The following is an 18,558-nucleotide window of genomic DNA, read 5'->3' as shown; positions in this document are numbered from 1 at the left end:
CAAACCTCCTGTGGCGTGATCGAATGAGGTAACCCTACCCAACTGATAGGTAACTGGTCTACTAGCAGGTAGGCCGTTACATCAGATCCCCGGCCCCACCCAGGCGGTGCGGAAGGTGCGGCGATAGGCGTCCGGCGGCACGCCGACGCTCTGGTGGAAGTGGCGGCGCAGGGTCGTGGCGGTGCCCATGCCGGCCGCCCGCGCGATGGCCTCGATGCTGTCGTCGGTGTTCTCCAGCAGCTCCTGGGCCCGCCGGATGCGCTGGGCGGACAGCCACTGCAGCGGGGTGGTGCCGGTCGCCGACCGGAAGTGCCGGGCCAGGTGGCGCGAGCTCATGTTCGCCCGGCGGGCCAGGTCCTCGACGGTCAGCGGGCGGTCCAGCCGCTGCATCGCCCAGCCGAACAGGTCGGCGAGGGGATGGCCGTCGCGGGCGGGCACCGGCGTGCTGACGTACTGGGCCTGTCCGCCGTCGCGGTGCGGGGGCACGACCAGGCGGCGGGCGACGGCGTTGGCGACCGTGGAGCCGTGGTCACGGCGGATCAGGTGCAGGCACAGGTCGATCGCGGCGGCCTTGCCCGCCGACGCCAGCACGTCGCCGTTGTCGACGTAGAGCACATCCGGGTCGACGTCGACCAGGGGGTGGCGGGCGGCCAGTTCGGCGGTGTGCGCCCAGTGCGTGGTCGCCCGCAGCCCGTCCAGCACCCCGGCGGCGGCCAGGACGAACGCGCCGGTGCAGAGAGAGACCAGCCGGGCGCCCGCGGCGTGCGCGGCGCGTACGGCGTCGAGCAGGTCCGGGGGCACGGGCGCGTCGACGTCGGCCACGGCCGGGATGATCACGGTGTCGGCGCGGGCGAGCCGGTCCCAGCCGTGATCGGGCACGAGGTGGAACCGCCCGGCCCGGACCGGGCCCGCGCCGCAGACCACCAGCTCGTACCAGGGGTCGGCCAGGCCGGTGGGGTCGCGGACGAAGATCTCGCAGGCCATCGCGAGCTCGAAGTGCAGCATCCCGTCGGTGGCGGCGACCGCGATCGTGCTCATGTCCGAAACTGTATGGCACGTGGCGTTCCAGACACTGTCCGGGCCCGGCAGCCGCTGACAGGATCTCCTCAGTCGATCTTTCAAGGCGTACGGAGGAACAACTGATGGGTACCGGCCAGACGGTCGCGGTGTTCGGCGCATACGGACACACCGGACGGTTCGTGGTGACCGAACTGCGCTCTCGCGGGTTCGTCCCGCTGCTGCTCGGCCGGGACGAGGACAGGCTCCGCGAGCTGGCGGCGGCGCATCCGGCGACGGCATACCGGGTGGCGTCGGCCGACGACGCCGCCTCGCTCGACCGGGGGCTGACCGGGGCGGCCGCGGTCGTCAACGCCGCCGGCCCGTTCGCCGCGACGGCCGGTCCGGTGATCGAGGCCGCGCTGCGCGCCGGGATCGCGTACGTGGACGTGGCGGCCGAGATCGAAGCCAACGTGGACACGTTCACGCACTACGCCGACCGGGCCCGCGCGGCGGGCGTCGCGGTGGTCCCGGCGATGGCGTTCTTCGGCGGACTCGGCGACCTGCTGGTGACGGCCGCGATGGGCGACTGGACGGCCGCCGACGAGGCGCACGTCGCGTACGGGCTGAGCAGCTGGCACCCGACGGCCGGGACCCGCGTCTCCGGCACCGTGTCCCACCGGCGCCGCGACGGCCGCCGCGTGCGCCACACCGGCGGGCGGCTGGAGTACTACGCCGCCGACGGCGACCTGCCGACGGTGGAGTGGGACTTCCCCGCACCGACCGGACGCCGGACCGTGCTCGCCGGGTTCACCATGGCCGACGTGGTCACCGTGCCCAGCCACCTGTCCATTCCCGAGGTGCGCACGTACATGACCGCCGACGCCGCCCGGGACCTGGCCGCGCCCGAGACGCCCGCCCCGGCGGCGGTCGACGAGCGCGGCCGGTCCGCGCAGACGTTCACCGTCGACGTCGTCGTGCGCTCCGGCGACACCCGACGTCGCGTCGTGGCCACCGGCCGCGACATCTACGCCGTCAGCGCGCCGCTGGCCGTCGAGGCGGTCGAGCGCCTGCTCGACGGCCGGACGGCGGCGACCGGCGTCGCCTCGGCCGGGCAGATCTTCGACGCGCCCGACTTCCTGCGCGCCCTGTCCACGCACCTGGACATCGCACGGCACGACGATTCCCGCGTGCCGCGACCAGCCTGACCGGACAGGCGTGAGGCCTGTCGCGGGCGGGTGAGGTCGGATAGCGTGCCGCCATGTCGACCCTCGCCTCGCCCGCCGCCACGGGCACCACCGCCGACCCTGCCCACGACGGCCCCGCGACCCCTGACTCCGGGTTCCGCGACGCGGTCACCGAGCACGCCGACGACCTGATCGCGCTGCGCCGGGCCGTGCACCGCCGGCCCGAGATCGGGCTGCACCTGCCGCAGACCCAGGACGCGGTGCTGCGGGCGCTCGACGGGCTGCCGCTGGAGATCACGACAGGTCGCTCGCTGAGCTCGGTGGTCGCCGTGCTGCGCGGCGGCCTGCCCGGACCGGTGGTGCTGCTGCGCGGTGACATGGACGCGCTGCCGGTGACCGAGCTGACCGGGCTGGAGTACGCCTCCGAGGTCGACGGGGTCATGCACGCCTGCGGGCACGACCTGCACGTGGCGATGCTGGTCGGCGCGGCCCGGCTGCTGAGCGGGGTGCGCGACCGGCTGCCCGGCAGCGTGATCTTCATGTTCCAGCCGGGCGAGGAGGGGCCGGGCGGGGCCGAGCCGATGATCGCCGAAGGCCTGCTGGCGGCCGCGGGCGAGCACCCGGCGGCGGCGTACTGCATCCACGTGCTGTCGGCGATCGAGCCGTTCGGGCGCTTCTCCACCCGGCGCGGGCCGATGCTGGCGGCCGCGGACACGCTGCGGGTGACCGTGCACGGCGCGGGCGGGCACGGCAGCGCGCCCCAGTTCGCCAAGGACCCGATCCCGGCCGCGTGCGAGATGGTGACCGCGCTGCAGACGTTCGTCACCCGGCGCATCGACATCTTCGACCCGGCCGTCATCACGGTGGGCAGCTTCCACGCGGGCACCGCCGAGAACGTCATCCCGGCGCAGGCCGTGTTCGCCGCGACGCTGCGCTCGTTCTCGCCGGAGACCCGCGACCGCGTACGCCAGGGCGTGCTGGACGTCGTGCACGGCATCGCCGCCGCGCACGGGCTCACCGCCGACGCCGTCTACACGCCGGGCTACCCGGTGACGGTGAACGACGGCGGCGAGGCGGAGTTCGCCGCGGCCACCGCCGCGGAGCTGTTCGGTGCGGACCGCTTCGCCTGGATGGCCAATCCGGAGGCGGGCGCCGAGGACATGTCGTACGTGCTGGAGCAGGTGCCCGGGGCGTTCGTCAACCTCGGCGCGTGCCCGCCCGGCCTGGACCCGATGACCGCGCCGCTCAACCACGCGGCCCAGGCCCGGTACGACGACGCGGTGGTACCCGACGGCGCGGTGCTGCTGGCGGAGCTGGCCTGGCGACGTATGTCGCGTTAGGACGTCGCGTTAGGACCTGTCCGCAGGCTTTCCGAGGTGTCGCACAGGGGGTGCGACGGCGGGGTGACCGCGTCGTGTTGAGTGCTGGTTGTCAGTCACCTTGCGTGGCGGTCATAGCACCGACAGGCGCGGACCGTCGCGGTCGGCACCCTCTAGCGTCGGTGGGAAAGTGATGAGCTCCCGGACCTCGAACCTGCGGGCGAAGATCGCCTTCCTGCTCGCCTCACTCGCCGCACTGTGGGCCTTCGCCGCGTTCGTCACCATGCGTGAAGGCCTCAACCTGTTCTGGATCAGCACCCTGGACCAGGAGGTCGGCCGGCCGACCGACTCGCTGGTCGCCGCATTGCAGGCCGAACGCCGCATCTCCGCCGTGGTCCTGGCCGCCGGGGACACCGCCCAGCGCAGCGAACTGGCCACCGCCCGCGCCACCACCGACGCCGCCGCCGCCCGCTTCCGCGAATCGGTCCGCGGCACCACGGCGGGCTGGGCGGCCACCCCGGTCGCCGAGCGCAACATCGCCGAACTGGGCGCGATGCTGGACGGGCTCGGCCCGGTGCGCGCCGACGTCGACCAGCGCACCGGCGAGCGGGCCGGCGCGGTCGCCTACTACACCAAGACAATCGGCGTCGGATACCGCATCTTCGCGACCATCGCCAGCTTCGACGACCAGGCCATCAACGACCAGCTCAGCCATCTGCTGATCATGTCCCGTGGCCGGGAGCTGCTGTCGCAGGAGGACGCGCTGATGTCGGGCGTGCTCGCCGCGGGCCGCTTCTCCGCCGCCGACGCCGCCGAGTTCGCCCGGCTCGTCGGCGCGCAGCGCAACATCCGCGCCACCGGCCTGGAAGGGCTGCCCGACGACCAGGCGATCTACCAGCCGGTGCTGGAGGGGCCCGCGCTGACCCGGCTGGAGCAGGTCGAGGACCTGGTCGTCGCGCGCGCCAGAGCCAACGAGGCGCCCCCGGTGGACGCCGCCGAGTGGCGGGCCGCGTTCGACCCGGCCCTGAGCGCGCTGGCGCAGCTCGACATCGACCTCGCCGAAGCGACCATCGTCCGCGCGAAGGGCCCGACCATCCTGGTCATCGTGCGGCTGATCCTGGCCGCGGGCCTCGGCCTCATCGCCGTCGTCGCCTCGATCGTGCTGTCGATCACCACGGCCCGCGCCATCGTGACCCAGCTGCGGCTGCTGCGCGACGCCGCCGACGAACTCGCCACCTCCCGGCTGCCCGGGGTCGTGCGGCGGCTGCGGGCGGGGGAGGAGGTCGACGTCGTCGCCGAAGCGCCACCGCTGGCCTTCGGCAACGACGAGATCGGCCAGGTCGGCCAGGCGTTCAACGCCGTACAGGAGACCGCCATCCGGGCCACCGTCGAGCAGGCCGAACTGCGCCGCAGCGTACGGGACCTGTTCCTGAGCCTGGCCCGGCGCAGCCAGACCCTGGTGCACCGCCAGCTGACCATGCTCGACGCGATGGAGCGCCGGGCCACCGACGCCGCCGAACTCGACGAGCTGTTCCGGGTCGACCACCTGGCCACCCGGATGCGCCGCAACGCCGAGAACCTGATCGTGCTGGCCGGAGCCGTGCCCGGCCGGGGCTGGCGGCGCACCATCCCGGTCGTCGACGTGATCCGCGCCGCGGTCGCCGAGGTCGAGGAGTATCCCCGCGTCAACGTGCTGTCCAGCGAGGCAGCCGGGCTGGCCGGGCACGCCGTCGGCGACGTGGTGCACCTGCTGGCCGAGCTGATGGAGAACGCGCTGGCCTTCTCGCCCCGGCACACCCTGGTCAACGTCGGGGGCTCCGCGGTCGGCGCCGGATACGTGATCGAGGTCGAGGACCACGGCCTGGGGATGACCGCCGCCGACCTGGAACAGGCCAATGCGCAGCTGCACGAACCCGCCGAGTTCCTGCTCACCGGCACCCCGCGGCTCGGCCTTTACGTCGTCGGCCGCCTCGCCGAGCGCCACCACATCAAAGTGCGGCTGCAGGCCTCCCCGGGCGGCGGCACCACCGCGATCGTGCTGCTCCCGTCGAGCCTGGTCTCCGACGCGTGGTCGCCGACGCCCGGCGACAGCGGCGAGCACCGCGTCCTGGCCGCCCCTGCCGCGCCACCGGCCCCGACGCTGCCCGTGCGCGAGCAGGACGGCACCCAGCGCGTCGGCACCGCGGCCTCGCCCCGGCCGACCAACGACCTGCCCGTCCGTACGCCCCGCCGCCCCGCACCGCCCACCCCGGACAGCGCGGCAGAGCCTGCCGCAGTCTTCGCCGACGAACCGGGAGCCGATACCGCGCCGCCCACCCCGGACAGCGCGGCAGAGCCTGGCGCAGTCTCCGCCGGCGAACCGGGAGCCGATACCGCGCCGTCCCCGGCCGGCCCGGCCGTCACGCCCGCGACCGCCGTCGCCGCGACCGCAGACGCCGCCGCCGCCCCCGTTGCCGCCGCGACCGGCGCCCGGGTCAACGGCTCCGCCTCCGACGCCGAGCTGACCGGCGGCGTTCTGGTGCCCAGCCCGCGTGACCCGGTCGAGGGCACCGTCTACACCCCGTCGGGCCTGCCCGTACGCGCCCGCCCTGCGGTGCCCCCGGTGCCCCTGGCCGACCAGCACGCATCCGGTTACGCCGACGACGAACCGCCGGACGGCCCGCCGGGAGTGGAACTGCGGCTGACCGCGGGTGCGCCCTCGCCGGTGCCGGCGGTCGCCGACATCGCCGCCGTGCCCGGCGACCGCCCCGCGTCGCAGGTGTACAGCCTGATCTCGGCGTACCAGCAGGGGAGCCGACGCGGCCGGATCGCCGCCGAACAGCTCGCCACCGACGAACCCCGCGGCCCGGGTGAGCCCGAGCCGGAGCCTGAGGACCGGCCCGCACTGCCGCGACGGCCGAGCCCGCGCACAGCGCCGCGGCACGAGGAAGGGCAAGGCGAAGGGGAATGACCGTGGAGCAGAAGACGAGAGCAGCGGCTGACCTGGCCTGGCTCACCGACGATTTCGTCGAGCGGGTGGCGCAGGCCCAGAAGGCCATCGTGCTGTCCGCCGACGGCCTGCTCATGGCCGCGTCCGCGGAACTGGTCCGGGAGGACGCCGAGCACCTGGCCGCCGTCGCCGCGAGCATGTTCGGCCTGGCCCGTGGGGCGGGGCGGCGGTTCGGCAAGGGCAAGGCGCGTCAGGCGATCATCGAGATGGACGGCGGCTACCTGTTCGTCACGGCCGCGGGCAACGGCGCCTGCCTGGCCGTGGTCGCGGGCAAGGACGCCGACGCCGGGCTGGTGGCGTACGAGATGGCGATGCTCGTGGTGCGGGTGGGCCAGTATCTGACCGCACCGGCCCGCGGCAGCCACCCGTGAACGTGGCACAGCCGCTCGAACCGGACGGCCTGCCCGGCGACGGGCTGCTGTGGGTCGACGACGAGGCCGGACCGCTGATCCGGCCGTACGCGATGACCTCGGGCCGGACCCGGCCCCGCCACGGCGACCTCGACCTGATCGCGGTCGTCGTGGCGACCCGGCCCACGCTGCCCTCCGACGGCGGCCTGGGCACCGTGTACGCCGAGATCATGGCGGTGTGCCAGCGGCCCGTGTCGGTGGCCGAGATCTCCTCGTATCTCCGGCTGCCCGCGGGCACGGTCCGGGTGCTGCTCAGCGACCTGCTCGAACGCCGCCTCCTCCGGCGGCGCGCCCCTGTCAACGTCAACCAGCTGCCCAGCCCGGACATTCTCAAGGCGGTCATCGATGGCATCCGAGCCCTATGACGACGAAGGCGGCATCCCCTCCGCCTTCAAGATCCTGGTCGCGGGCGGGTTCGGCGTCGGCAAGACCACCCTGGTCGGCGCGGTCAGCGAGATCTCGCCGCTGCTGACCGAGGAACTGCTCACCGACGAGAGCATCGGCGTCGACGACACCGCCGGGGTGGAGACGAAGACGACCACGACCGTCGCGCTCGACTTCGGCCGGATCACCATCAACGACGACCTGGTGCTGTACCTGTTCGGCACGCCCGGCCAGGAGCGCTTCATGTTCGTCTGGGACGAGCTGGCGTACGGGGCGATCGGCGCGGTGGTGCTGGCCGACACCCGCCGCCTGGAGGACGCGTTCGGCTCGATCGACTACTTCGAGCAGCGCGGCACCCCGTTCGTGGTGGCGGTGAACTGCTTCGAGGGCGCGCGGGTGTACCAGTCGCACGAGGTGGAGCAGGCGCTCAACCTCGATCCGCACGTGCCGGTGCGGCTGTGCGACGCGCGCCGCCGTGAGTCGGTCAAGGACGTCCTGGTCACCCTGCTGGAGCAGGTGATGGCACAGGGGGCGCACGCCGCGGGCTAGGCAGTGGGCGACCATCCGGCGCGCCGCAGGAGGGGCGGCGCGCCGGTGCGGTCGTGCACGTGCCCGCGGTGGTGGGGGCACGGCGGCGCCTGGGGGGTGCCGCCGTGCCCCCATCGGGGGCGCCGCTGCCCCGGGCGGTGCGGGCCCGGGGCAGCGGGGTTTCCTCAGCCGGTCACAGGGTGAGCGTCCAGCTGTTGACGTAGCCGACGTCGCCGGACGCGGCGTCCTGCACCCGCAGGTTCCAGGTGCCGTTGCGCACCTCGGCCGACAGGTTCACGGTGAACGTCTGGTCGATGTTGTCGGCGCTGCCACCGGCCCGGTTGTGCAGCACGTACGTGCTGCCGTCCGGCGCGACCAGGGTGACCACCAGGTCGCCCTTGTACGTGTGCACGATGTGCACCTCGGCGGTCGAGGTCGACGACGCGTTGCCGGAGCAGCCCGCGATCGTGATCGGGCTGTTGACGGTCGCGTTGTCGACGATGGTCACGTCGGCGGCGTTGGTGCCACTGCAGCCCGGCGGCAGGGTGCCGCCCAGGTTCAGCGTCCAGCTGTTGACGTAGCCCACGTCCGACGGCCCGGCGTCCTGTACGCGCAGCTTCCAGGTGCCGTTGGCGACCTCGCTCGACAGGTTCACGGTGAACGTCTGGTCGATGTTGTCGGCGCTGCCGCCGGTCTTGTTGCGCAGCGTGTAGAGGCTGCCGTCCGGCGCGACGAGGCTGACGATCAGGTCACCGACGTACGTGTGCACGATGTGCACCTCGACCGTGCTGGCCGCCCCGGCGTTGCCGGTGCAGCCGGTGATCGCGATCGACGACTCGACGGTGCCCTGGTCGATGATCGTGACGTCGGTCGGGTTGGTCGCCGAGCAGCCCGGCGGCCCGGCGACGGTCAGCGTGAACGTCGTGGTCCGTGTCGCCGCGCTGCCGGTGCCGGTGACCGTCACCGGGTACGTGCCGACCGGCGTGCTCGCGCTGGTCGCGATCGTCAGCGTCGAGGTGCCGCCCGAGGTGATCGTGGCCGGGCTGAACGACGCGGTCGCCCCGCTGGGCAGGCCGGACGCGGACAGGGCGACCGACTGTGCGCTGCCGTTGGTGACCGTGGTGCCGATGGTCGAGGTCACCGAACCACCGGCGGTGGTGCTGGCGGAGGCCGGGCTCGCGGCCATCGAGAAGTCGTTGCCCGCGGGCGTGCCCACGGCGAGGGTCCACACCGCGTACGCGGACGCGTCGGCGGCCCGGTTCAGCACCGTGTCGCTGATGTTGGACGGGAACGTGTCACACGAGGCGTGGTAGCAGGGGTCGTAGTCCCCGGTCGTGCCGCCCCACTTGGTGACCTGCGCCGACGTCTTGTTCGCGCTCGCGCCGGCGGCGATGCCGCTGGTCTGGATGCCCGCCGCGTTGAACGACGCGTCGTCGGAGCGCCCCGCGCCCTCGACGTTCTCCTCCGGGTTCAGCCCCGGGAAGTTCGCGTCGTAATAGGCCTTGATGGTCTGCCCGAGGCTGGAGGAGATCCGGTTGATGAAGTAGCCGCCGTTGGTGGAGGCGACCATGTCGAAGTTCAGGTAACCGGTGATCTTCGCGCGCTCGGTCGAGGACAGCGAGTTGACGTAGAACTCCGAGCCGTTGAGGCCCTGCTCCTCGTCGGTCCACCAGCCGAACCGCACGTGCTTGACCATCGTCGGGTTCTGCTCGGCCAGCGTCAGCGCCAGCTCCAGCAGCATCGAGGAGCCCGAGGCGTTGTCGTTGATGCCCGGACCGGCGGACACGCTGTCGAGGTGCGCGCCCAGCATGAGCACCTGGTTGGCGTCGCCGCCCGGCCAGTCCGCGATCACGTTCGGCCCCGCGCCGCTGGTGCAGCCCGAGGTGCAGGGCTGCTTGACGACGCTGTATCCCGCCGCGCTCAGCGCGTTGAAGACGTAGTTCACCGACGCGGTGTAACCGGCCGTGGTGGACCGGCGGTTGCCGCCGTTGCTGCTGGCGATCGTCTGGAACTGCTGCAGGTGGGTGCGGATGTCGGTGAGCGAGATGTCGGGCGGGGCCAGGGCCAGGGCCGGGGCGGCCGGGATGGCCACGGCTCCGGCCAGCGCCATGGCCAGGACCACCATGCCGCGGACGAGGGGGTTTCTTCTCACGCCGTACTCCTCGGGATCGAGTGCGCCGGGGTTGCCGGTCCTGAGGAGGATAGAACGTAATGTAGATAGATTTGAATAGGTGGAACTCGACACGCTGGGTGCCCGTGGCCGTAGGCTTCCGGTGTGGATCATCTGGCAGGAACCGTCGGCGCGGCGGTCGTGCTGTTCGCGGGCACCAACGTCGACGACCTGATCGTGCTCACCGTGCTGTTCCTGGGCAGCCGCGCCACCGGCCGTCCGCGCCGCTGGGAGATCTGGGCCGGTCAGTACGCCGGGATCGCCGTCCTGGTCGCCGCGTCCGCGCTGGCCGCCGCCGGGCTCACAGTGATCCCCGACCGCTGGGTCGGGCTGCTCGGCCTCATCCCGCTGGCACTGGGCGTGCGCGGCCTGGTCCAGTCGATCCGCTCCCGTGGCGACGGCGGCCCGCCGCCCACCGTCGCGACCAGCGCGCTGGCCGTGGCCGGGGTGACCCTCGCCAACGGCGCGGACAACATCGCGGTCTACACCCCCGTCTTCCGCACGGTCGGCATGACCGACAGCCTCGTCACGGTCGCGGTCTTCGCCGTCCTCGTCGCCGTCTGGTGCGCCGCGTCGGCGTGGCTGGGCTCGCATCCGCGCGTCGTGCCGCTCATCGAGCGCTTCGGGCACTGGCTCGTGCCGGCCGTCTTCATCGCCATCGGCTTACTGATCATCCTGGAGTCTCCGCTGCTCACCGGCGGCTGACCGCGCTCTCGTCCTGTGCGGGGCGGCTGCGCCGCGCACCGGTGTCCCCGCCAGGCCGGGGCCGTGCGAGACTCGATCATGGCTGTGACGAACCCCTGGCTGGCCGGACCGTCGCCCACGAAACGGCTGCCCCGCGTACGGCTGGAAGAGCGCATCCTCAACCTGCTGTCCTCGCAGAACATGTGCGTGCTGGCGACCACCGGCCCCGACGGCCCGCTGGCCACCCCGGTCCGCTACTACCACCTGGACTTCGCGCTGATGTTCACGGCGGTGGCGACCTCGCCGAAGATGCGCAACCTCGCCGCCGACCCACGGGTGTCGATCGGCGTGTTCGCGCCGCTGGTCGGGCAGGCCAGCAGCCGGGGCGCGCAGGTGTTCGGGCGGGCACGGTCGCTGGAGCCCGGCGACGCGGAGTTCGGCCACTTCTGGGAGGCGTTCCGCTGGCAGAGCGACCACGTCGAGCGGTCCCGGCCGCTGGACGAGCCGCCCGCCGGGCCGCTGGTGCTCGTCGAGGCCGAGCGCATCGTGTACACCGAGCACTGGCTGCGCCGCGACGGTTATGCCCCGCGCCAGTTCTGGCGGCGTCAGGCGGCCCAGTAACCGCGTACGTCGTTGGTGATGTCGGGGCGCAGCTGCACGCGTACCCCGTCGGTGACGTCCTTGGGCACGTCGAACACGACGACCCCGCCCGCCTTCTCCCCGGCGTTGAGGGTCACCGACTGCATCCCGGCGTCGAAACCGAACGGCAGCACCGGCTCGAACAGCGTGCCGTCCACCGCGACCAGCGCGAAGTCGCAGAAGCAGGCGTACGTCTTGCCCGCGCTCACCTTCACCTCGACGGTGATCGCGACGAACACGCCCTTCCTCGGGCGCACCAGCGCGCTGTCCGGCGCGACGGTGTGCCGGGCCAGCCTGCTGACGGTGTACGCGACCCGGTTGTCGCCCAGCCCGCCGCTGGTCTCGATGCTCTGGCCGAGCTTCGCCGTCGGTGCGGACGCTACGGAGGCGGCGGGTGCCGACGGGGCGGCGCTGCCGGTGACGTCCGCGCGCTGCGGCTTGACGCCGCAGGCCAGCGCGACGGCGGCGGCCAGGACCAGGGTGACGGTCGCCACGTGGCGGCGCGGGGAGGCCATCGTCGCATCGTAGACGGCCCGGCGGCGCGCGGAAATACGTTGCCGGACAACCCCGCGGACTCCTAGCCTGGGGCTGTCACCAGCAGGTACGCGGCCGCATCCGCCCGTCCTCGCAAGCGGAGAAGAGGGTCGTCATGGGGTCGCTGATTCCGGCCGTGCTGCGCGAGGAACGCCAGTTCGCCCGCTACTTCTACGGGCAGGCGCTGTCCATGGTCGGCGACCGGATCAGCTTCGTGGTGATCCCGTTCGCGGTGCTGTCCATCGACGGCGCGGGCGCGGCCGACGTGGGCCTGGTCGGCGCGGCGACGCTGGTGCCGTTCCTGGTCTTCGCGCTCGCCGGTGGCGTATGGGCCGACCGGCTGCCCCGCCAGCGGGTCATGCTCGTCTCCGACCTGGTCCGCTTCGTCACCCAGGCGCTGGTCGCGGCGCTGCTGCTGGCCGGGTCCGCACAGGTCTGGCATCTGGTCGTGCTGATGGCCGTGTTCGGCACCGCCGACGCGTTCTTCGCGCCCGCGGCTGCCGGGTTGATGCCGCTGATCGTCGGGCCCGAACGGCTCCAGGAGGCCAACGCGCTGCGCGGCCTGATCATGTCGACCGGCCTGGTCGCCGGACCGGCGCTGGCCGGTGGCCTGATCCTGGTGCTCGGGCCGGGCGGCGCGATCGCCCTCGACGCGCTGAGTTTCGTGGTCAGCGCCGCGTTCCTGGCCCGGCTCACCCCGCGCGCCGCGGACCCCGCCGACGCGCCGCAGGGCGGCTTCTTCGCGCAGCTGAGCGAGGGCTTCGCCGAGGTCAGGTCGCGCACCTGGGTATGGGCGATGCTCGGCGCGCTGTCGGCATACCACGTGGTGGTGCTGCCGTCGGTGTTCGTGCTCGGGCCGGTGCTGTCGGAGCGGGAGTTCGGCGGCGCGGCGGCCTGGTCGGTGGTGGTGGCGGCGTTCGGCGTCGGCTCCATCGTCGGTGACGTGGTCGCGCTGCGGGTGCGGTTCAGCCGCCCGCTGGTGATCGCCGCGGCCGCGCTGGCCGTGGCGTCCTGCCAGGCGCTGATCATCGGGGCCGGTCCGACGATCCCGGTGATCGCCGCCCTGGAAGCCGTGACCGGCGTGGCGGTGTCGCTGGCGTTCACCCTGTGGGAGACGTCGTTGCAGGCCAACGTGCCGCAGGCCGCGCTGTCGCGGGTCAGCTCCTACGACTACCTGCTGACCGCGGGCCTGATGCCGCTGGGCCTGGCCGTCGCCGGTCCGGTCGCGCAGGCGATCGGCCTGCGCGAGACGCTGTACGGCATGACGCTGCTGGGCGTGCCCGCCGCGCTGGCCCTGCTGGCGATCCCGGCGGTCCGTCACCTGCGTGCCCCGGCCCCGTCCGCGAAGCAGGTCCCCGCCCCGGCGGCGCAGCCCGCCGCCGTGTGACGAGCCGTGCCACCGCCGACCCTCGGCGGTGGCACGGGCAGCCGGTCCGGCCCGCGCCTGTCGGCTGGGTAGGGTGGCGGGATGGCTGAGGTGACCGAGGACGCGAGCTTCTCCGGCGAGGACTGGTACGGCGACGAGCTGGCCGACCGGCACTTCGTGCGGTGCACCTTCCGTGACGTCGACATGACCGAGCTGTCCAGCCGCAACGCCGTGTTCGAGGAGTGCGTGTTCGGCAACGTCAAGTTCAACGCCTCCCGGCACGCCGACAGCGCGTTCCTGCGCTGCCAGTTCCTGCGCTGCAACCTGTTCGAGGCCGAGTTCACCGGCTGCAAGCTGACCGGCAGCGTGTTCGAGCAGTGCACGCTGCGCCCGCTGCGGGTGACCGGCGGCGACTGGTCGTTCGTCAACCTGTCCGACGCCGACCTGCGTGGCGTCACCTTCTCCGGCGTACGCATGCGTGAGGCCGACCTGACCTCCGCGCTCTGCGACGGCGCGACGATCAGCGCCGTGGACCTGTCCGGCGCGCACCTGACCCGCGCCAAGTTCAACCGCTGCGACCTGCGCGGCAGTGACCTGACCGCGGTGCAGCCGAACGAGGTCGAGTTCCGCGACGCGGTCATCGACGCCACCCAGGCGCTGGTCATCGCCCAGGCCCTCGGCCTGCGCATCGGCTGAACCGCCCGCGCGTCAGCTTTCCAGGTAGGTGGCGTGGTCGAAGTCGGCGTACGCGCCGTCGGCGCCGAGGTCCTGCACCCACAGGCCGAGGAACGCGCCGGTGAAGCCCCACGCGGCGGGTTCGCCGTCGACCTCTCGGGCGGCGTGCTCGTCGGACAGGATCGTCGCGTCGAACGTCATCGGCAGTTCCTGCCAGCCGGAGCCGCTGTCGTACGCGAACCGCAGCGCGGGCCCGTCGAACACCACCCGCAGCCCGACCCGGTCGACCCCGGTCACGTCGACGGCCAGCGCCGGGTGCGCGGTGCGCTTGCCGCTGTTCGAGCTGAGCACCTCCAGCGTGCGCCTGCCGTCGTCGGCCCGGGTGAGGTAGGCGTAGTACCAGTTCTGCGTGTTGTAGTAGCCGGTGATCCCGGCCAGCTGCCGGTGGTCGGCCGGGTCGAACGCGACGACGGTCTCCAGCGAGCACCGCGTCGCGCCGACGCGGCGGGCGACCAGGCTCGGGGTCTGCTTACCGACCGGTGACTGCCCGCCGTAGACGCGCAGGTGGGACGGCCGGGAACGCAGGTCGACCCAGTCCGGCGTCGCCGGGCGGCGCAGCGTCGACCAGGCCGTGCCGAGTTCCGGTGCCTCGAAGTGGTCGGTCACCTCCTCGGCGGGCCACGGGTGCTCCGGCAGGCCGGGCGCGCTGATCTCGTCGGCGGGGATGCCGCCGGGGACGCTCGGCCAGCCGCCCGACGGCCAGTCGACCTGCTGGATCGCGGTTTCCCGGCCGAGCACGCAGTTGCCCAGCGGCGTGTACGGCCGCCCGACCAGATGCGCGAGGTACCAGCCGCCGTGCTGGGTGCGCACCAGGCTGCCGTGCCCGGCCTTCTGCAGCGCCAGGTCCGGCCGCCCGGCCGAGGTCAGCAGCGGCCCCGCCGGATCGACCTCGTACGGCCCGAACAGGTCCCGGGAACGCGCCACGGTCACCTGGTGATCCCAGCTCGTCCCGCCTTCGGCGGTGACCAGCCAGTACCAGCCGTCGTGGCGGTACAGGTGCGGGCCCTCGGTCAGTCCCGCCGCGGTGCCGGTGAAGATGATCCGCCGCTCGCCGACCAGGCGCTTCGCGCTGCGGTCGTACTGCTGGATCTCGATGCCGCCGAACCGGTTGCGCCCCGGCCGCCAGTCGGCGCTCATGTTGAGCAGCCAGGTCGTGCCGTCGTCGTCGTGGAACAGCGAGGCGTCGAAGCCGTGGGCGTGCAGCCGTACGGGGTCTGTCCAGGGGCCGGTGATGTCGGGTGCGGTGGTGAGGTGGTTCTGTGGGTCCCAGTAGCCGCTGGCGAAGCTGGCGACGTCGCTGTAGACGAGGTGGTACTGGCCGTCGTGCCAGGTGAGGTCGGGTGCCCAGATGCCGTTGGAGTCGCCGCAGCCGCGTAGGTCGAGTAGTCGTCGTTCGGTGACGATGCCGCCGAGGGGTCGCCAGTGGATGAGGTCGCGGGAGTGGTGGACGCGGACGCCGGGGTACCACTCGAAGGTGGAGGTGGCCAGGTAGTAGTCGTCTTCGACGCGCAGGATCGAGGGGTCGGGGTGGAATCCGGTCAGGACGGGGTTGCGGATCGACCGGGCGGCGGTGGCCACGTCTGCGATCTCGGTCGACATGTTCGGCTCCTCTGCGACGCCTGGTCTCTCCGGCGACCTCGCGACCTTCCGGAAACAGGCCGAAAGAACAGGTGTACCGGCGATGGGATTCTCGCCCACGGTATCTGTTCGTGTAGAGATGCGACAGCCCTTGACCTACCACGTTCACACGTCGTAACGTGCGCGCCATCAAGCGAAAATACCGGCCCCCGGGCAGAAACTTTCGGGCCGGCTCCGGGCACCTCCCGCCGACTCGTTCGGCACACCCGAGCACCTGATTCGTATCGCGAAGGGACGCCTCATGACAGCGCACCTCTCCCGCCGAACGCTGCTGGGCATCGCCGGTGCGGGCGCCGGCGCGTACCTGCTGAGCGCCTGCGGCAGCGACGAGCCGACCAATCCGGATGGTCCGCAGACCATCAACTGGTGGCACATTCAGAACACGGAGCCGATGCTGCCGGTCTGGGCGGCGATGGCCAAGGAGTACGAGACCGCGCACCCGAACGTCAAGGTCGTGATCCAGCCGCTGGAGAACGAGGCCTTCAAGGCCAAACTCACCACCGCGACCCAGGCCGGGTCCCCGCCCGACCTGTTCCAGTCCTGGGGTGGCGGTGTCCTCAAGCAGCAGGTCGACGCGGGACTGGTCAAGGACATCACGGCCGATGTGCAGCCGTGGATCGGCAGCCTGCTGCCCGCGTCGGTGCAGCCGTTCACGATCGACGGGAAGATCTACGGGGTGCCGTTCGACGTGGGCATGGTCGGGTTCTGGTACAACAAGGACCTTTTCGCCAAGGCGGGTATCACGGACCTGCCGGTGAGTTGGGCGCAGTTGCTGACCACGGTGTCGGCGATCAAGAGCAAGGGCATCGTGCCGATCGCCCTGGCGGGCAAGGAGAAGTGGCCGGGGCACTTCTACTGGGCGTACCTGGCTATGCGCATCGGTGGTCTGGGAGCGCTTCAGCAGGCTGCCAAGGACAACAATTTCGATACGCCGGATTTCATCGCGGCTGGTCAGCGGTTGAAGGAGTTGGTGGATCTGCAGCCGTTCCAGAAGGGTTTCCTGGGGGCGGAGTACGGGTCGCCGGATGGTCAGGCCGCGACGATGGGCAATGGTGGTGCGGCGCTGGAGCTGATGGGGCAGTGGGCTCCGTCGGTGCAGGCGTCGTCGTCGACGAGTAAGAAGGGCCTGGGGGACAAGCTGGGTTACTTCGCTTTTCCTGCGGTCGATGGTGGCAAGGGGACCGTGGCGGAGGCGTTCGGTGGTGGTAACGGGTTCGTGGTCGGTAAGGACGCTCCGGCGTCGACGACCGATTTCCTGAAGGTGCTGCTGGACGCGGCGAATCAGCGTAAGTCGGCGGCGACGGGTGCGGTGCTGCCGACGGTCAAGGACGCCGCGGACGCGATCAAGGACCCCAACAGCAAGGTCGTGGCGACCAGCCTGGCCAGCGCGACGGGGTTCCAGCTCTACCTCGACCAGGCGTACCCGCCCGCCGTGGGGCAGCAGGTCAACGACAGCGTCGCCGAACTGGTGGCGGGTTCGAAGACCCCGGAGCAGATCGTCAAGGACATCACCAAGGTGGCGAAGAGCCAGTGACCGGCCGCCGCGGGATGGCAGGCCGTCTCCTACGACGGGAGCAGGCACGATGAAGCTTTCCACGGTGCCCGGACAGCGTCCGGGTGACCAGGAGACGCTTTCCGCGGCAGAGGTTCCGGCGGCCACGCGCAGGCGTGGCCGCCGGCCCCGGTGGCAGCAACTGGTCACGATCGCCCTGTTCCTGACCCCGGCGCTGGTGCTGTTCCTGCTACTGGTCGTCACCCCGATCGTGGTCGCGGGCTACACCAGCCTGTACAAGTGGAACGGTTTCGGCCTGCCGGAGAACTTCGTCGGCGTCGACAACTTCACCCGCGCGTTCACCGATCCGACGTTCCTCGGGGACCTGTGGCACACCCTGGTCCTGATCGGCCTGTCGCTGCTGATCCAGCTCCCGGTGTCGATGGCCCTGGCGATGCTGCTCAACCAGAAGCTCAAGGGCCGCAGCATCTACCGCGTCATCTTCTTCGCCCCGTACGTGCTGTCCGAGGTCACCACCGCCGTGCTGTTCACCCTGGTGCTGTCGCCGAACCGGGGACTCGGCCAGCAGATCGCCGGGTGGCTCGGCATCGAGGCGCTCGACGGCGCGGTCTTCGCCGACCCCGGCACCGTGCTGTATGCGCTGTTCTTCGTGATCTCCTGGAAGTACTTCGGTTTCCACATGATCCTGTACCTGGCGGGCCGTCAGGGCATCCCGCAGGAGCTGACCGAGGCGGCCACCACCGACGGGGCGGGGCCGTGGCAGGTGTTCCGGCACGTCACGCTGCCGCTGCTCGGTCCGACGATCCGGATCAGCGTGTTCCTGTCGGTCATCGGCAGCATCCAGCTGTTCGACATGGTCTGGGTCCTCACCGGCGGCGGACCCATCCACGCCTCCGAGACCATGGCCGTCACCATGTTCGACCGCGGCTTCCGCCGCTTCGAAGTCGGCTACGCCAGCGCCATCTCGATCGTGATGTTCGGGATCAGCCTCATCTTCGCGCTGTTCTACCAGCGTTACGTGCTGCGCCGCGACACCGAGGGCGCGCTGACCACCCTGGGAGACCAGCGATGAGCCGACCTGTCGCCGCCGTCGTCCGCGCCCGGCGCACGCTGCTGCACCTGATCTCGATCGTGATCGGTGCGCTGATCGTGGTGCCCGTCGGGTTCGGCGTGCTCGGCGGCTTCAAAGACAACGGCCAACTGTCCACCAACCCGCTCGGCTGGCCCGACCCCTGGCAACCCGACAACTACACCAGCATCCTCGCCGACACCGTCTTCTGGCGACAACTCGCCAACAGCACCCTCATCGCACTGGCCACCGCGGCCGTCGTCGTCACCACCTCCGCCATGGCCGCCTACATCTTCGCCCGCTTCGCCTTCGCAGGCCGCGAACTCATCTTCACCCTGTTCGCCATCGGCCTCATGTTCCCCTTCGCCGTCGCCATCCTGCCCCTGTTCATCCTCCT

General features: G+C 71.8%; 17 protein-coding genes. 13 read left to right on the top strand and 4 right to left on the bottom strand.

Going from position 1 to position 18,558, the window contains the following annotated elements:
- Positions 1–81: 81 nt before the first annotated feature.
- Entirely contained in the window at positions 82–1,038 is a 957-nt protein-coding gene (locus HAV40_RS29685) for a helix-turn-helix domain-containing protein (protein WP_166387056.1), read from the bottom strand.
- Positions 1,039–1,142: 104 nt separating this feature from the next.
- Here HAV40_RS29685 and HAV40_RS29680 point away from each other — a divergent pair, with 104 nt between their 5' ends.
- The 6 genes from HAV40_RS29680 (at position 1,143) to HAV40_RS29655 (ending at position 7,834) form a co-directional block, all read left to right on the top strand.
- Positions 1,143–2,204: a saccharopine dehydrogenase NADP-binding domain-containing protein gene (locus HAV40_RS29680; RefSeq protein ID WP_166387054.1), complete on the top strand. Its 1,062-nt coding sequence runs from the start codon at positions 1,143–1,145 to the stop codon at positions 2,202–2,204.
- Between the two features lie 53 nt (positions 2,205–2,257).
- Positions 2,258–3,523 carry a M20 metallopeptidase family protein gene (locus HAV40_RS29675; protein WP_166387052.1) on the top strand — a complete coding sequence of 422 codons (1,266 nt, stop codon included), beginning with the start codon at positions 2,258–2,260 and terminating at the stop codon, positions 3,521–3,523.
- A 172-nt stretch (positions 3,524–3,695) separates the two neighbouring features.
- Entirely contained in the window at positions 3,696–6,452 is a 2,757-nt protein-coding gene (locus HAV40_RS29670) for a sensor histidine kinase (protein ID WP_166387050.1), read from the top strand.
- A gap of 2 nt (positions 6,453–6,454) precedes the next feature.
- Positions 6,455–6,862 (top strand): roadblock/LC7 domain-containing protein, encoded by a 408-nt coding sequence (locus HAV40_RS29665; RefSeq protein ID WP_166387048.1) that lies wholly within the window; start codon positions 6,455–6,457, stop codon positions 6,860–6,862.
- Positions 6,859–7,266, top strand: a complete 408-nt coding sequence (locus HAV40_RS29660) for a DUF742 domain-containing protein (protein WP_239087010.1) — start codon at positions 6,859–6,861, stop codon at positions 7,264–7,266. The genes HAV40_RS29665 and HAV40_RS29660 overlap by 4 nt, the downstream gene beginning before the upstream one ends.
- Entirely contained in the window at positions 7,247–7,834 is a 588-nt protein-coding gene (locus tag HAV40_RS29655) for a GTP-binding protein (RefSeq protein WP_166387046.1), read from the top strand. Before HAV40_RS29660 ends, HAV40_RS29655 begins: the two co-directional genes overlap by 20 nt.
- A gap of 172 nt (positions 7,835–8,006) precedes the next feature.
- On the opposite strand, the gene HAV40_RS29650 is transcribed toward HAV40_RS29655, so the two are convergent.
- Positions 8,007–9,923, bottom strand: a complete 1,917-nt coding sequence (locus HAV40_RS29650) for a M28 family peptidase (RefSeq protein ID WP_239087018.1) — start codon at positions 9,921–9,923, stop codon at positions 8,007–8,009.
- Positions 9,924–10,088: 165 nt separating this feature from the next.
- Between HAV40_RS29650 and HAV40_RS29645 the strand changes: the two genes are divergently transcribed.
- Both HAV40_RS29645 and HAV40_RS29640 read left to right on the top strand, forming a co-directional pair.
- Positions 10,089–10,688 (top strand): cadmium resistance transporter, encoded by a 600-nt coding sequence (locus HAV40_RS29645; RefSeq protein ID WP_203672079.1) that lies wholly within the window; start codon positions 10,089–10,091, stop codon positions 10,686–10,688.
- A gap of 78 nt (positions 10,689–10,766) precedes the next feature.
- Positions 10,767–11,288, top strand: a complete 522-nt coding sequence (locus HAV40_RS29640; RefSeq protein WP_166387044.1) for a pyridoxamine 5'-phosphate oxidase family protein — start codon at positions 10,767–10,769, stop codon at positions 11,286–11,288.
- On the opposite strand, the gene HAV40_RS29635 is transcribed toward HAV40_RS29640, so the two are convergent.
- Positions 11,273–11,821, bottom strand: a complete 549-nt coding sequence (locus tag HAV40_RS29635) for a DUF4352 domain-containing protein (RefSeq protein ID WP_166387042.1) — start codon at positions 11,819–11,821, stop codon at positions 11,273–11,275. The genes HAV40_RS29640 and HAV40_RS29635 overlap by 16 nt on opposite strands.
- A gap of 134 nt (positions 11,822–11,955) precedes the next feature.
- Between HAV40_RS29635 and HAV40_RS29630 the strand changes: the two genes are divergently transcribed.
- Complete coding sequence (locus HAV40_RS29630) at positions 11,956–13,227, top strand: MFS transporter (RefSeq protein ID WP_166387040.1); 1,272 nt, start codon at positions 11,956–11,958, stop codon at positions 13,225–13,227.
- Positions 13,228–13,308: 81 nt separating this feature from the next.
- A complete protein-coding gene (locus HAV40_RS29625; protein ID WP_166387038.1) occupies positions 13,309–13,902 on the top strand; it encodes a pentapeptide repeat-containing protein in 594 nt (197 codons plus the stop codon).
- A 12-nt stretch (positions 13,903–13,914) separates the two neighbouring features.
- Here HAV40_RS29625 and HAV40_RS29620 read toward each other — a convergent pair whose 3' ends face one another.
- On the bottom strand, positions 13,915–15,540 hold the full coding sequence (locus HAV40_RS29620; protein WP_166387036.1) for a glycoside hydrolase family 43 protein: 1,626 nt from the start codon (positions 15,538–15,540) through the stop codon (positions 13,915–13,917).
- Between the two features lie 280 nt (positions 15,541–15,820).
- Between HAV40_RS29620 and HAV40_RS29615 the strand changes: the two genes are divergently transcribed.
- From HAV40_RS29615 to HAV40_RS29605, 3 genes are all read left to right on the top strand, one after another.
- Entirely contained in the window at positions 15,821–17,113 is a 1,293-nt protein-coding gene (locus tag HAV40_RS29615) for an extracellular solute-binding protein (RefSeq protein WP_166387034.1), read from the top strand.
- Between the two features lie 49 nt (positions 17,114–17,162).
- Positions 17,163–18,164, top strand: coding sequence for a carbohydrate ABC transporter permease (locus HAV40_RS29610; protein ID WP_166387032.1), 1,002 nt, complete (start codon positions 17,163–17,165; stop codon positions 18,162–18,164).
- Positions 18,161–18,558, top strand: a 398-nt coding sequence (locus HAV40_RS29605; RefSeq protein ID WP_166387030.1) for an ABC transporter permease family protein, incomplete at its 3' end; no start/stop codon positions are given. The genes HAV40_RS29610 and HAV40_RS29605, both read left to right, overlap by 4 nt.

The sequence above is a fragment of the Catellatospora methionotrophica genome, assembly GCF_011297335.1.
Classification (GTDB): domain Bacteria; phylum Actinomycetota; class Actinomycetes; order Mycobacteriales; family Micromonosporaceae; genus Catellatospora; species Catellatospora methionotrophica.
Note: the sequence above shows the minus strand (reverse complement) of the source record. Positions and strands in the feature narration are given on the sequence as shown.

Excerpts from the sequence above, each read along its gene's own strand:
- HAV40_RS29650 (WP_239087018.1), bottom strand. The coding sequence starts at position 9,923 with ATGGCGCTGGCCGGAGCCGTGGCCATCCCGGCCGCCCCGGCCCTGGCC.
- HAV40_RS29680 (WP_166387054.1), top strand. The coding sequence starts at position 1,143 with ATGGGTACCGGCCAGACGGTCGCGGTGTTCGGCGCATACGGACACACC.
- HAV40_RS29640 (WP_166387044.1), top strand. The coding sequence starts at position 10,767 with ATGGCTGTGACGAACCCCTGGCTGGCCGGACCGTCGCCCACGAAACGG.
- HAV40_RS29685 (WP_166387056.1), bottom strand. The coding sequence starts at position 1,038 with ATGAGCACGATCGCGGTCGCCGCCACCGACGGGATGCTGCACTTCGAG.
- HAV40_RS29635 (WP_166387042.1), bottom strand. The coding sequence starts at position 11,821 with ATGGCCTCCCCGCGCCGCCACGTGGCGACCGTCACCCTGGTCCTGGCC.
- HAV40_RS29620 (WP_166387036.1), bottom strand. The coding sequence starts at position 15,540 with ATGTCGACCGAGATCGCAGACGTGGCCACCGCCGCCCGGTCGATCCGC.
- HAV40_RS29615 (WP_166387034.1), top strand. The coding sequence starts at position 15,821 with ATGACAGCGCACCTCTCCCGCCGAACGCTGCTGGGCATCGCCGGTGCG.
- HAV40_RS29610 (WP_166387032.1), top strand. The coding sequence starts at position 17,163 with ATGAAGCTTTCCACGGTGCCCGGACAGCGTCCGGGTGACCAGGAGACG.
- HAV40_RS29670 (WP_166387050.1), top strand. The coding sequence starts at position 3,696 with ATGAGCTCCCGGACCTCGAACCTGCGGGCGAAGATCGCCTTCCTGCTC.
- HAV40_RS29675 (WP_166387052.1), top strand. The coding sequence starts at position 2,258 with ATGTCGACCCTCGCCTCGCCCGCCGCCACGGGCACCACCGCCGACCCT.
- HAV40_RS29630 (WP_166387040.1), top strand. The coding sequence starts at position 11,956 with ATGGGGTCGCTGATTCCGGCCGTGCTGCGCGAGGAACGCCAGTTCGCC.
- HAV40_RS29625 (WP_166387038.1), top strand. The coding sequence starts at position 13,309 with ATGGCTGAGGTGACCGAGGACGCGAGCTTCTCCGGCGAGGACTGGTAC.
- HAV40_RS29655 (WP_166387046.1), top strand. The coding sequence starts at position 7,247 with ATGGCATCCGAGCCCTATGACGACGAAGGCGGCATCCCCTCCGCCTTC.